Annotated in this window: 12 protein-coding genes; 7 read left to right on the plus strand and 5 right to left on the minus strand. The window is 74.7% G+C overall.

Translation table 11 applies throughout. From position 1 onward, the window contains the following. Together HUW36_RS13655 and HUW36_RS13660 are read right to left on the minus strand one after the other, a co-directional pair. Positions 1–1,233 (minus strand): NAD(P)/FAD-dependent oxidoreductase (locus tag HUW36_RS13655; RefSeq protein ID WP_174528505.1); only part of this gene is annotated, 1,233 nt, incomplete at its 3' end. Beyond that, entirely contained in the window at positions 1,230–3,338 is a 2,109-nt protein-coding gene (locus HUW36_RS13660; protein ID WP_174528506.1) for a molybdopterin oxidoreductase family protein, read from the minus strand. The genes HUW36_RS13660 and HUW36_RS13655, both read right to left, overlap by 4 nt. Before the next feature lie 147 nt (positions 3,339–3,485). Between HUW36_RS13660 and HUW36_RS13665 the strand changes: the two genes are divergently transcribed. The 7 genes from HUW36_RS13665 (at position 3,486) to glmM (ending at position 8,929) form a co-directional block, all read left to right on the plus strand. After that, on the plus strand, positions 3,486–4,184 hold the full coding sequence (locus tag HUW36_RS13665; protein WP_174528507.1) for a class I SAM-dependent methyltransferase: 699 nt from the start codon (positions 3,486–3,488) through the stop codon (positions 4,182–4,184). A gap of 74 nt (positions 4,185–4,258) precedes the next feature. Then, positions 4,259–4,516 carry a DUF6364 family protein gene (locus HUW36_RS13670; protein ID WP_174528508.1) on the plus strand — a complete coding sequence of 86 codons (258 nt, stop codon included), beginning with the start codon at positions 4,259–4,261 and terminating at the stop codon, positions 4,514–4,516. Then, positions 4,506–4,799 (plus strand): hypothetical protein, encoded by a 294-nt coding sequence (locus HUW36_RS13675; RefSeq protein ID WP_174528509.1) that lies wholly within the window; start codon positions 4,506–4,508, stop codon positions 4,797–4,799. Before HUW36_RS13670 ends, HUW36_RS13675 begins: the two co-directional genes overlap by 11 nt. A 122-nt stretch (positions 4,800–4,921) precedes the next feature. After that, positions 4,922–6,325 carry an MFS transporter gene (locus HUW36_RS13680; RefSeq protein ID WP_174528510.1) on the plus strand — a complete coding sequence of 468 codons (1,404 nt, stop codon included), beginning with the start codon at positions 4,922–4,924 and terminating at the stop codon, positions 6,323–6,325. Between the two features lie 209 nt (positions 6,326–6,534). Further along, positions 6,535–6,978, plus strand: coding sequence for a 50S ribosomal protein L13 (gene rplM / locus HUW36_RS13685; protein ID WP_174528511.1), 444 nt, complete (start codon positions 6,535–6,537; stop codon positions 6,976–6,978). Positions 6,979–6,998: 20 nt separating this feature from the next. Beyond that, positions 6,999–7,463, plus strand: a complete 465-nt coding sequence (rpsI, locus tag HUW36_RS13690) for a 30S ribosomal protein S9 (protein ID WP_088998399.1) — start codon at positions 6,999–7,001, stop codon at positions 7,461–7,463. A gap of 110 nt (positions 7,464–7,573) precedes the next feature. Next, positions 7,574–8,929 carry a phosphoglucosamine mutase gene (gene glmM, locus HUW36_RS13695; RefSeq protein WP_174528512.1) on the plus strand — a complete coding sequence of 452 codons (1,356 nt, stop codon included), beginning with the start codon at positions 7,574–7,576 and terminating at the stop codon, positions 8,927–8,929. Positions 8,930–8,993: 64 nt separating this feature from the next. Here glmM and HUW36_RS13700 read toward each other — a convergent pair whose 3' ends face one another. The 3 genes from HUW36_RS13700 to HUW36_RS13710 form a co-directional block, all read right to left on the minus strand. Further along, a complete protein-coding gene (locus HUW36_RS13700) occupies positions 8,994–11,819 on the minus strand; it encodes an ABC transporter permease (protein ID WP_174528513.1) in 2,826 nt (941 codons plus the stop codon). A gap of 14 nt (positions 11,820–11,833) precedes the next feature. Continuing rightward, a complete protein-coding gene (locus HUW36_RS13705; RefSeq protein ID WP_174528514.1) occupies positions 11,834–12,580 on the minus strand; it encodes an ABC transporter ATP-binding protein in 747 nt (248 codons plus the stop codon). Between the two features lie 2 nt (positions 12,581–12,582). Beyond that, positions 12,583–13,153 (minus strand): FtsX-like permease family protein (locus HUW36_RS13710; RefSeq protein ID WP_343044324.1); only part of this gene is annotated, 571 nt, incomplete at its 5' end.

Here is a 13,153-nt window from a genome sequence, read left to right on the forward strand (position 1 = left end):
CGCCGCCGGCTCGGCCGGGGCGGCGCCGAACGCGCGGCCGAGCAGCAGCGACCGCCGGTCCGTCGGCACCGGCGCCCCCCGGTCGAACAGCTGCACCACGGTGCCGACCGCCGGGTTGTCGCCGAGCAGGATCGCGCCGGTCAGGCGCTCGTCGCGGATCCGCAACCGGGCGTAGGTGCCACGGGTCGGGTCGGTGAACGTCAGCTCCTCGACCGGCGCGCCCCCGGCCGGGTCGCCGGCCAGGTCGCCCATCGCGGCCAGGTCGATGCCGGCGGCCTTGAGCCGGGTCACCACCGGTCGGGGCCGGTAGCGGACCAGCGGATCGTCGCCGGCCAGCAGGTCGGCGACCACCCGCGCCTGCGCCCAGGCCGGCGCGACCAGCCCGGTCGGCGTGCCGTCGTGCTGGGCGCAGTCGCCGATCGCCGAGATCCGCCGGTCGTCGGTCCGCATCCGGTCGTCCACCACCACGCCCCGGTCGACGGCGAGCCCGGCGGCGGCGGCCAGCGCGGTGTCGGGGCGTACGCCGCAGCAGAGGACCAGCAGGTCGGCGGCGAGCGGACCGGCGTCGCCCAGGTGCAGGCGGACACCGTCGGCGTCGGCGGTCACCCCGGTGGCGGCGACGCCCAGCCGGACCCGGACGCCCAGCGCGGCGAGGGTGTCCGCGAGGACCGCCCCGGCCGGCGGGTCGAGCTGGCGTTCCATCAGGTGACCGACCGGGTGGACCACGGTCACGGCGAGGCCCCGGGCGGCGAGCCCGCGGGCCGCCTCCAACCCGAGCAGCCCGCCGCCGAGCACCACTGCGTGCCGGGCGTCCCGGGCGGCGGCGAGGATCCGCCGGCAGTCGGCGAGCGTGCGGAACGGGACCACCCGGTCCGGCAGCGGGTCGAGCCCGGGCAGCGGCGGCACCACGGACCGGCTGCCGGTGGCGAGCACCAGGTGGTCGTAGCCGTGTCCGACGCCGTCGGCGGTGCGCACCTCCCGGGCGGTCCGGTCGATCGCGGTGACCGGCGCGCCGGTCCGCACGTCCACGCCCGGGCCGACGGCCTCGACCAGCTCCAGGTCCGGTTCGTCGATCCGGCCGGCGAGCAGGGTGGAGAGCATGATCCGGTTGTACGCGCGGTGCGGCTCCGCCCCGAGCACGGTGACCCGGTGGTCGCCCTCGCGCGCGTGCAGTTCGGCGGCGAGGCGGGCCCCGGCCATGCCGTACCCGACGATCACGATCCGGGCGGTCATGCCGGCTCCACCCGGACCGCGCAGATCTTGAACTCGGGCATCCCGGAGACCGGGTCGAGCGCGTCGTTGGTGACCGAGTTGGCCCGGGCCGCGCCGGGCCAGTGGAACGGTGCGAAGACGGTGTCCGGCCGGATCGTCGGGGTGATCCGGGCGGGCGCGCGCAGCTCGCCCCGGCGGGAGACCACGCGTACCGGCGTGCCGTCGGCCACGCCGAGCCGGGCGGCCAGGTCGGGGTGCAGCTCCACGAAGCCGCCCGGGGCGGCCCGGCGCAACGCGGCCACGCGTCTGGTCTGGGTGCCGGACTGGTACTGGGCCAGCACCCGACCGGTGGTGAGGTGCAGCGGATAGTCGGCGCAGACCGGCTCCGCGGCCGGGCGGTGGTCCACCGGGTGGAACCGGGCCCGGCCGTCCGGGGTGGGGAACCGGTCGGCGAAGAGCCGGGGGCGGTCCGGCCCGGCGGGATCCGGGCAGGGCCAGAAGACGCCCGTGTCGGCGTCGATCCGGTCCCAGCTGATCCCGGCGTAGTCGGCCGGGCCGCCGGCCGAGGCCCGGCGCAGTTCCTCGAACACCTCGCGCGGATCGCTCGGCAGCGGTGTCGCGCCGGGCAGCCGGTCGGAGAGCGCGGCGAGGATCTCCAGGTCGCTGCGCACGCCGGCGGGCGGCTCGCGCAGCGCGCGGCGGCGCAGCACCCGACCCTCCAGGTTGGTCATCGTGCCGTCCTCCTCGGCCCACTGGGTCACCGGCAGCACCACGTCGGCCAACTCGGCCGTCTCCGAGCGGAGCAGGTCGGCCACCACGAGCAGGTCCAGGTCACGCAGCCGGGACTCGATCCGGGCCGCGCGCGGGGCGGAGACGACGGGGTTGGAGCCGAAGACCAGCAACGCCCTCGGCCCGGTCGGGGTGCCGAGCGAGTCGAGCAGTTGGTAGGCCGGCAGGCCCGGCCCCGGCAGCGTGTCCGGGTCGACGCCCCACACCCGGGCCACGTGCTCCCGGGCCGCCGGGTCGTCGATCCGCCGGTAACCGGGGAGCTGGTCGGCCTTCTGCCCGTGTTCCCGGCCGCCCTGCCCGTTGCCCTGCCCGGTCAGGCAGCCGTAGCCGGAGCCGGGACGCCCGGGCAGGCCCAGGGCGAGCGCCAGGTTGACGAAGGCGGTGACCGTGTCCACGCCCTTGGCGTGCTGCTCGGCGCCCCGGGCGGTGAGGACGATCGCCCGGTCCACGGTGGCCAGTGCGCGGGCGGTGGCCTCCAGGTCGGCCGCCGGCACCCCGGAGAGGCGTTCCACCTCCGCCGGCCAGTAACCGGCAACGGTCCGCCGGACCTGGTCGAAGCCGATGGTCCGGGCCGCCACGTACGCCCGGTCGACGAGGCCCTCGGTGAGCGCGACGTGCAGCAGCGCGTTCGCCACCGCGAGATCGGTCCCGGGCAGCGGTTGCAGGTGCAGGTCGGCCTGGCGGGCGGTGGCGGTGGCCCGGGGGTCGACCACGATCAGCCGGCCGCCACGCTCCCGCAGCTCGGTGACGTGGCGCATGAGCGGCGGCATGGTCTCGGCCGGGTTCGCGCCGACCAGCAGCAGCGTGTCCGCCCGGCCGAGGTCGGCGAGCGGGAAGGGCAGCCCCCGGTCGACCCCGAAGGCCCGGTTGCCGGCGGCGGCGGCCGACGACATGCACCAGCGCCCGTTGTAGTCGATGTGCCGGGTGCGCAGCGTCACCCGGGCGAAGCGGCCCAGCGCGTACGCCTTCTCGTTGGTCAGCCCGCCGCCGCCGAAGACCGCCACCGCGTCCGGCCCGTGCCGGTCCCGGACCGCGTCCAGCCCGGTGACGATCCGGTCCAGCGCCTCGTCCCAGCCGGCCGGGCGTAGCGCGCCGCCGGGCCGGTCCCGCAGCAGCGGGGTGGTCAGTCGCTCCGGGTGGTCGAGCAGCTCGGCGGCGGTCCAGCCCTTCTGGCACAGCCCGCCCCGGTTGGTGGGGAAGTCCCGGGGAGCCACCTCGACGCGGTCGCCGGTCGCCCGCAGCACCATGCCGCACTGGAGCGCGCAGTACGGGCAGTGCGTGGCGACCTCCCGGGGGCGACCCCCCGATCGCGTTGCCGTGCGTGCACCGTCTGTCATGTCGGAAAAGCGTGCCGGCGGGCGGTTTCCGGTCCGGGTCCCTTCTGTTTCGGTCCTGTCAAGAGCGCCTCACACCGCACGGGGGTGACGGGTCGGGTCGCCGGGTTTAGAATGTGGGAAAATTGTTCCGAATAGTGGGAGGCGACCGTGAGCGTGACGGATGCGTTCGACGCCGTGGCGGGCACCTACGACCAGGCCCGACGGCGGCTGGTGCCGTGCTTCGACGCCTTCTACGGCACGGCGGTCGAGGTGGCCGCGCCCCCGTTGCGGGCGGCGCTCGCCGCCGGGCGTACCCCCGAGGTGTTGGACCTGGGCGCGGGCACCGGCCTGCTCTCCCTCCTGCTGGCCGCCGCGGTCCCCGGCGTCCGGCTGACGCTCGTGGACGGTGCGCCGGCCATGCTGGCGGTGGCGACCGGCCACCTGGCCGCCCGGGGTGTGCCGCACCGCACGGTCCACGCCGACCTGGGTGACCCCCTGCCGGTCGGCCGCTACGACGCGGTGGTCTCCGCGCTGGCCGTCCACCACCTCGACGACGACGGCAAGCGGGCGCTCTACCGCCGGGCGGCGGACGCGCTGGCGCCGGGCGGGGTGTTCGTCAACGCCGAGCAGGTGGCGGGCCCCACCCCGGCGCTCGACCGGCGCTACGACGAGGTGTGGACGGCGCGGATCACCGAGCGGGGCTCGGACGCCGCCGAGATCGCCGCCGCGCGGGAGCGGATGCGGCACGACCGCCCGGCGACCGTGGCCGACCAGTGCCGCTGGCTCGCCGAGGCCGGCCTGGCGGACGTCGACTGCTTCTTCAAGGAGTGGCGGTTCGCCGTCTTCGGCGGCCACCGTCCGGGATGAGGTCGGCTGTCCGGTTCGCCGACGGGCGCGCGCGGGGATGACTGGCGGTCATACCAGTGGGTAATCTCTCCGGCATGACCGCCAAGGTGACGTTGTCCTTCTCCGACGACACGATCGAGGAGGCGCGCCGGTTCGCCAAGCGTGAGGGGCTGTCCCTCTCCGCGTGGATGGACCAGGCCGCCCGGGAGAAGGCGCTGCGCGAGGTCTTCACCGCGCACGCCGCCGCCGTCGGCCGCGCCGGCCTGGACCTCGAGTCCGCCGCCCTGGCCGACGCCCAGGAGGTCGCGCTGGTCGACGACGCCCTGTTCGGCGGGCGCCCGCGTGCTGCGTAGGGGAGAGGTCTGGCGCATCTCCGGCGCCCGCGAACGGTTCGGCCTGGTCATCAGCTCCGACGTCTACAACTCCACCGACGTGCCGATCGTGATCGTGGCCGAGGTGGTCGAGGAGTCGCTGTTGCGCGACTCGCCGCTCGCCGTCCGGACGGGCGGTTTCGTGGTGATGCCCGACCGGCTCTCCTCGCCGATGAAGAAGTGGTTCACCGAGTGCGTGGACGTGGCCGACACCGAGACCATGCAGCGGGTCGGGCGGGCGCTGCGCATCCTCCAGGAGCTGTGACCGCCTCACCACCGCCGGCCGGCGTACGTGCGATCTCCGTTTCCGGACCGACCCGCGCGGGGCACCCCGGGGAAACCGGCGGTTCCTAGCGTCCCTCCCGTCACCGACGAGGAGGAGCCGCCGTGAGCACGCTCGCCCCCAGCACCAGCACCAGCACCAGCGCCGACCCTGGCGCGACCCCGGCGCCGGTCCGCACCGGTCCGCCGGGGCGGATCACCGAGTGGCGTCCCGAGGACCCGGCGTTCTGGGCCGCCGGCGGCGCCCGGGTGGCCCGACGCAACCTGTACGTCTCGATCTTCGCCGAGCACGTCGGCTTCTCCGTGTGGAGCCTCTGGTCGGTGGTGGTGCTCTTCCTCGGCCCGGAATACGGCATCGACCCGGCCGGGAAGTTCCTGCTCACCGCCGTACCGGCCGCGCTGGGCGCGGTGCTGCGGCTGCCGTACACGCTCGCCGTGGCCCGGTTCGGCGGCCGGAACTGGACCATCGTGAGCGCGCTGCTGCTGCTCGTGCCGGCGGTGCCGATGGCGGTGCTGATCGAACCCGGGGTGTCGTACGCCACGCTGATGGTGCTGGCCTGCCTGTCCGGCGTGGGCGGCGGCAACTTCGCCTCTTCCATGGCCAACATCAACCTGTTCTTCCCGGACCGGCTCAAGGGTCGGGCGCTGGGGCTCAACGCCGGCGGCGGCAACCTCGGCGTGCCGGCAGTCCAGCTCGTCGGGCTGGCGGTGCTGGGCGTCGCGGGCGCCGCGTACCCCCGGCTGGTGCCGGCGGTCTACCTGCCGCTGATCGTGCTCGCCGCGCTGGCCGCGGCCCGCTGGTTGGACAACGTGCCCGGGGCGCGCAACGAGCCGGGCGCGCTGCGGGCGGCGGCCCGGGACCCGCACACCTGGGTGATGTCGCTGCTCTACGTCGGCACGTTCGGCTCGTTCATCGGCTTCGGCTTCGCCTTCGGCCAGGTGCTCCAGCTCCAGTTCCACGACCGGTTCCCGACCCCGGTCGACGCCGCCTGGCTGACCTTCCTCGGGCCGCTGGTCGGCTCGCTGGTGCGGCCGGTCGGCGGCCAGCTCGCCGACCGGCTCGGCGGGGCCCGGGTCACGTTCTGGAACTTCGTGGCGATGGCCGGCGGCGCCGCGCTGGTGCTGTACGCGGCCCGGGACCGGTCCTTCCCGCTCTACCTGGCCGGGTTCCTGGCGCTCTTCGTCTTCTCCGGGATCGGCAACGGCTCCACGTACAAGATGATCCCGGCGATCTTCCGGGCCCGGGCGGCGGCCGAGGCGGAGCGGACCGGCGACCCGGAGGCGGCGCGGCGGCGGGCCCGCCGGCTCTCCGGCGCGCTGATCGGCATCGCCGGCGCGGTCGGGGCCTCCGGCGGGGTGCTGGTGAACGTGGCGTTCCGGCAGTCGTTCCTGACCTCCGGCACCGCGGACGCCGCCTACCTGGCCTTCATCGGCTGGTACGCGCTGTGCTTCCTGGTGACCTGGACGGTCTACCTGCGGCCGGGACCCCGTAGGCTGGCCGGTGTGTGACCCGCGCCATGGAAAACGCGCAGGCCACGCGTGGTGCGACCCCGTTTTGACCTGCCACCGGGCGGCCGGGTATCGTTGCCTGCTGTTGTACGACATTCTTAGGCGTGCCGCATCAGGTACGCTTGGTCGTTCGTGCGCGCTGGTTCGACTGGGAAGCCCCGGTTACCTCGGCGCGCGACCCCAGACCGACGACGAGACAAGGTAGACCTGTGCGTACGTACAGCCCGAAGCCGGGTGAGATCGAGCGTCAGTGGCACGTCATCGACGCCTCTGATGTCGTGCTGGGCCGCCTGGCGACCCACGCCGCCACGCTGCTGCGTGGCAAGCACAAGCCGACTTTCGCGCCGCACGTCGACACGGGCGACTTCGTCGTCATCGTGAACGCGGGCAAGGTCGCGCTGACCGGCAACAAGCGCCAGACCAAGGTCGCTTACCGCCACTCCGGTTACCCGGGTGGTCTGAAGCGGGTCGGCTACGACGAGCTGCTCACCAAGCGGCCCGAGCGGGCCATCGAGCTGGCCGTGAAGGGCATGCTCCCGCACAACAAGCTGGGCCGTCAGATCCTCAAGAAGCTGAAGGTCTACGCCGGTGCCGAGCACCCGCACGGCGCGCAGCAGCCGGCGCCGTTCGAGATCAAGCAGATCGCGCAGTGAGCGCGGGCGAAGGAAGCAGCATGACCGACATCACCGAGACCGAGGTCGCCCCCGAGGCCACCGAGGCGCCGGCGCCCGTCGCGCGCGCGCCTCGCGGTGACCGCCCGATCCAGACCGTGGGTCGGCGCAAGGAAGCCATCGTCCGGGTCCGGATCGTCCCGGGCAGCGGCAAGATCACCTGCAACGGCCGCGACCTCGAGGCCTACTTCCCGAGCAAGGTGCACCAGCAGCTCATCAAGGACCCGCTGGTCACCGCCGAGAAGCCCGAGGCGTTCGACGTGATCGCCAACCTGCGCGGCGGCGGCACCACCGGCCAGGCCGGCGCGCTGCGGCTCGCCATCGCCCGGGCGCTGATCGTCAACGAGCCCGACGACCGCCCGGCCCTGAAGAAGGCCGGCTTCCTGACCCGTGACGCCCGGGTCAAGGAGAGCAAGAAGTACGGCCTCAAGAAGGCCCGTAAGGCTCCCCAGTACTCGAAGCGCTGATCATCACAAGCGTCTTGTACTTCTGACGGACGGCCGGGTCCGCCTCCCCTCCCGGGAGGCGGCCCGGCCGTTCCGCGTTTCTCCTCTCAACGGCACGGAGGTTGGCGGGTATGGGCCGGTTGTTCGGCACGGACGGCGTACGCGGGCGGGCGAACGCGGATCTCACCCCGGAGTTGGCGCTCGCGGTCGCGGTGGCCGCGGCCCACACGCTGGCCGAGACCGACAAGAGCCATCCGCCGCTCGCGGTGGTCGGCCGGGACACCCGGGCCAGCGGCGAGATGCTGGAGGCGGCGGTCGTCGCGGGGCTCACCAGCGCCGGCGCGAACGTGGTCCGGGTCGGCGTGCTGCCCACCCCGGCGGTGGCGTTCCTCACCGCCGAGGCCAAGGCCGACCTGGGCGTGATGCTCTCCGCCTCGCACAACCCGATGCCGGACAACGGCGTCAAGATCTTCGCCGCCGGCGGGCACAAGCTGCCCGACGAGATCGAGATGCGGATCGAGGAGGCGGTGAAGGCCAACGCCACCACCGCCTGGAAGCGCCCCACCGGCGCCGGTGTCGGGCGGGTGCACGACCTGCTCGACGGCGCCGACCACTACGTGCAGCACCTGGTCGGCACCGTGCCGCACCGCCTCGACGGGATCAAGGTCGTGGTCGACTGCGCCAACGGCGCGGCGGCCGACGTCGCCCCGGTCGCCTACCGGGAGGCCGGTGCCGAGGTGATCGCCATCCACGCCGAGCCGGACGGGCTCAACATCAACGACGAGTGCGGCTCCAACCACACCGAGGCGCTGCGTGCCGCCGTGGTCGAGCACGGCGCCCACCTCGGCATCGCCCACGACGGCGACGCCGACCGCTGCGTCGCGGTCACCGCCGACGGCGTCGAGGTCGACGGCGACCAGCTCATGGCAATCCTGGCGCTGGCCATGCGGGACGCCGGCGAGCTGCCCCAGGACACCCTGGTCGCCACCGTGATGAGCAACCTCGGCCTGCGCCTGGCCATGTCCGAGCACGGCATCCGGCTGGTCGAGACCAAGGTCGGCGACCGGTACGTGCTGGAGGAGCTGCACGCCTCCGGCTTCGCCCTGGGCGGCGAGCAGAGCGGGCACATCGTGATGCCCGCGTACGCCACCACCGGCGACGGGGTGCTCACCGCGCTGCATTTGATGGCGCGAATGGCCGCCACCGGCACCTCGCTGGCCGAGCTGGCGTCCGTGGTCACCAAGCTGCCCCAGGTGCTGATCAACGTGCCGGTCGGCGACCGTACCGTCGGCGCCGCCGCGCCCGCCGTCCGCGCCGAGGTCGAACGGGCCGAGTCCGAGCTGGGCGAGACCGGCCGGGTGCTGCTCCGCCCCTCCGGCACCGAGCCACTGGTGCGGGTCATGGTGGAGGCGGCCACCGAGGGCACCGCCCGCGAGGTCGCCGAGCGCATCGCCGAGCAGGTCCGCACCGCCAGCCCGGTCGCCTGACCGGATCCAGCCTGAGCGGCCGCGCGGCCGGCGTCGTTGATGGCGCACGGCCGCGCGGCCGGCGTCACTCCTGTGCGAGGAGCCGCGCGGTGGGTAGGCGGCGCAGCAGGTAGGCCGGGACGAGCGCGGCCAGGCAGGTGATCAGGACGCCCGCCAGGGCGGCCAGGACGGCGGTGGTGACCAGTGCCGCGGGCAGGTCGCCGACGAGCCAGGCGGCGCCGCCGAGCCCGAGGCCGGCACCGCTCAGCGCGCCGAGGCCGCCCAGGAACAGGGCCTGGTAGCCGACGAGACGGGTGAGCGCGCCGTCGGTCCAGCCGGTGGCCCGGAGGGTGGCCAGTTCGGCGGCGCGGTCCCGGACGTCCAGGTAGAGCACGTCCGCGACGGCGGCCGCGCCGAGGAGCACCGTGGCCACGGCGGCGAGGGTGTCCGCGCCGCGCACGTCCAGCGACACCGTGTCGCCCAGCAGGCTGCCGACGACCGCGCCGCGGAAGGCGTAGGCGACGGCGCCGACCAGGGTGAGTGAGGCGATGCCGATGCCGAGGGCGGCGGCACCGAGCAGGGTGCGTGCGGGGACGCGGGCCAGGTTGACCAGGGCCATCCCGGCGACGGTCCGGGTGCGGTGGGCGCGGAGGGTGGCGGCCACCGGCGGGCGCAACGCGGCGGAAGGGTGGGCGCGGGCGGCGCGCAGCGCGGGTGTCAGACCCGCGACCAGGGCCAGGAGCAGCGCGACGGGCACGGCGAGCAACGCGCGGTCCCACTCGACGTCGATGCCGAGGGCGCGGCCGAGGGGTACGGCGAGGCCGACCCCGAGCAGCCCGGCGGCCAGGCCGAGCGTGGCGACCTCGCCGAGGACGAGTACGCCGATGCGGCGCGCGGACCAGCCGAGGCAGGCCAGCACGGCGAGTTCGGCGCGGCGGTCGCGGACGGCGGCGGTGACGGCGTTGCCGAGGAACAGCGCGCAGACCACGAGGACCAGCGCGAACAGTACGGCGCTCTTGCGGTCGACGGCCTTCGTGATGACCGAGGCGACGCCGAGGGCGGACCAGTTCTCGGTCAGCCGCAGGTCGGGGCGGCCGAAGGTGCCGGCGGGCAGGTCCACGGTCTGCGGCGCGGGAGAGGAACCGAGGGTGATGTCCACGTCGAGGCCGGTGGTGGTGGCGATGCGTTCGGCGATCAGGCGGACCCGCTCGGCCGAGCGTTCGTTGTAGCCGTCCACGTCGGCCACCCGGACCCGGATCGCGCTGATCGGCGCCTTGCGCTGCCGGGCCGGAGCGCCGACCAGCAGGTCCGGCACGCTCGCCAGGTTGGTGAGCAGCAGCGGCGGTGCGGAGAGGTAGCCGCCGGGGCTGCCGTTGGGCAGCAGCGGCCGGTTGCCCAGCGCCTGCCGGCTGCGGTCGTCGGCGCCCTCGACGGTGGGCGGCTCGTAGGTCTCCAGCGGCACCCGGGACAGGTCGTCGAATCCGGTCAACCGGAGCGGGTCGAACGTGCCGACCGGACGCCAGGTGTGCGAGAGGGCCTCGTCGCCGATGCTCGTCGGCACCTGGTTGAGCGGCCGGAACGACAGGTCGTCGGCGAGCCAGGACCGCTGTCGCCGGATCACGAACTCGGAGCCGTAGACCGATGGGTCGACGGTGACCGTCCGCGGTCGTAGGACGCCGTCCGGTCCCTCGTCGTAGTCGACCGGGCCCGCCTGCAACACGAGGTCGAGCACGCCGCCGCAGCACTCCCCGGGACGCTCGATCAGGTTCCGGATGTCCCCGAGGTAGCGGTCGGCGAAGTCCTCCCGCCCGCCGCCCGCGGGCGTGCCGGGGAGCGTGGCCAGGGCCGGGCCGACCGTGGCGGCCGGCAGGCCGGCTATCCCGGACGGCACGAGCTGGCGGTACGTCGCCGAGACCGACCCGTCGACGAACGGGCGGCTGGTGGCCAGGACGGGAAACTCGGTGGTCTGACCCCAGGTGGAATAGTCCACCCGGGCCGGCCGGCGGTCCGGCGGCAGCGGCGTACCGTCCTGGATCGCCCCGTTCAACCCGACCAGCCGGTCCTCGGCCACCGGGTCGACGGCGGCGAGCAGCAGCGCGACACTGACCCCCACCGGGAGCAGCAGCCGGTCGGTGGGCGCCGGTGGTTTGCCCCGGCGGGCCGGGCCGAACTCGAACCGCCCGTCCGGTCGCAGGTGGGCCGCGCTGAGCGAGGTCAGGTCGAGTTCGGACATGGTGGATCCGGCCGCGCCGTCGCTGGCGACCGCCAACGGGTCGCAGACCGGCAGGGAGCGCCCGTCCGGTTGGATCTCGCGCGGGACCGCGAACTCCCGGCCGCAGGCGTCGACGGGGTGCGCGCTGCCGTCGGTGTACCGGAGCTTCCGGCCGGGCGGCCCGGAGAAGTCCGGACGGATCAGCGGGTGCTTCGTGAGGTAGAGGTACCGGGGTGCGGCCCGCCCGACGGACCGGCCACGGTCCGTGTCGAAGGTCAGGTCGATCCGGATGACCTGCCGGTCCAGGGACGGGTCGACCGCCCCGGTGAGGTCGAGCGAGCCGCTGATGATCTGGTCGGCGTGCCCGAGCATCGCGATGGGCGCGGCCACCTCGATCCCGGGCAGCGCCTTGACCTGGTCGTACTGGGCCGTGGTGATGCCGCCGAAGAGGCCGGACAGGTAGTTGGGACGGACCAGCCCGCGCTGCGCCTCCAGCGGGGTGCGGCTGCCCGCGGGACGTACGAGGATGTCGTAGGACGCGCGGGTGTGCCGTTCGAGGCTGCCGATCACGGCGAGCCGCGAGGTGGTGGTCGCCCCGGTGAGGACGACGAAGCCGGTGGTGGCCACCAGGACGCCGGTCAGCAGCGCCACCGAACGGCCCGCACGCCCACGGAGCTGTCGCCAGACGAATCGGAACACGCGCGCTCCCTCGGCTAGAGACGCAGTCGGGAGGCACGGTCGAACGTGTCGGCCGGGTCCTCCCCGTCGGTCAGGTCCACGTCCTCGACGACACGTCCGTCGCCGAGCCGGATCAGGCGGTCGCAGCGGGCGGCGATCGCCGGCTCGTGGGTGGCGAGCAGGATCGTCATGCCGTGCCGGTCGCGCAGGTCGAGCAGCAGGTCCAGGATCTGGGCCCCGGTGGTCGAGTCCAGGTTGCCGGTCGGCTCGTCGGCCAGCAGCAGCCGGGGCTCGCCCATCAACGCCCGGGCGATCGCCACCCGCTGCTGCTGGCCGCCGGAGAGCTCGGCCGGCAGGGCCCGTTCCCGGCCGGCGAGGCCCACCGCGTCCAGCAGGTCGCGGGCGCGGGCGGCGTGGTCGGCCCGGCCCCGGCGCGGCAGCACCGGCGCGATGACGTTGTCCAGCACGGTGAGCGCCGGCAGCAGGTGGTAGCGCTGGAAGACGAAACCGACCCGCTGCCGGTAGCGGGCCAGGGCCGCCCGACGCAGCGCGGTGACGTCCACGTCGTCCACCGTCACCGTGCCCCGGTCGGCCTGCTCGATCGCACCGATCAGGTGCAGCAGCGTGGACTTGCCCGAGCCGCTCGGCCCGGTCAGCGCCACCACCGACCCCGCCGCGATCTCCAGCGACACGTCGTCGACGGCGGTGAGCCGCTCGGTGCCGCTGCGGAACTGCCGGACCAGCCCGGCGATGCGTACCGTACTGCCCGTCGTCGCGTCCATGCTCACTCCTCTGCCAGCAGTCGTGCGGTGGGTAGGCGGCGCAGCAGGGCGGCCGGGACGAGCGCCGCCAGGCAGGTGACCAGCACGCCGGCCAGGGCGACCAGCGCCGCCACGGTGACCAGGCCGGCCGGCACCTGGCCGATGAGCAGGGCCGCCCCGCCGAGCCCGAGGGCGGCGCCGCCGACCGCGCCGAGCGTGCCGAGCGCGAGGCCCTGGTAGCCGATCAGGCGGCCCAGCGCCGCGTCGGTCCACCCGGTCGCCCGCAGCGTGGCGAGTTCGGCGGCCCGGTCGCGGATGTCCAGGTAGAGCACGTCGGCCACGGCCGCTGCTCCGAGCAGCACGGTGGCCACCGCCGCGAGTTGGTCCGCGCCGCGCACGCTGAGCGACACCGTGTCACCCAGCAGGCTGCCCACGATCGCGCCCCGGAACGCGTACGCGGTGGCCGCCACCAGCGTCAGCGCGGCCACCCCGATGGCCAGCGCGCCCGCGCCCAGCACGGTGCGGCCGGGGCTCCGGGTCAGGTTCACCAGCGCCAGGCCGGGCAGGGTGCGGGGGCGGCGTACCCAACGGGCG

Origin of the sequence: Micromonospora maritima, assembly GCF_902825405.1 — a bacterium.
GTDB classification, from domain to species: Bacteria; Actinomycetota; Actinomycetes; order Mycobacteriales; family Micromonosporaceae; genus Micromonospora; species Micromonospora maritima.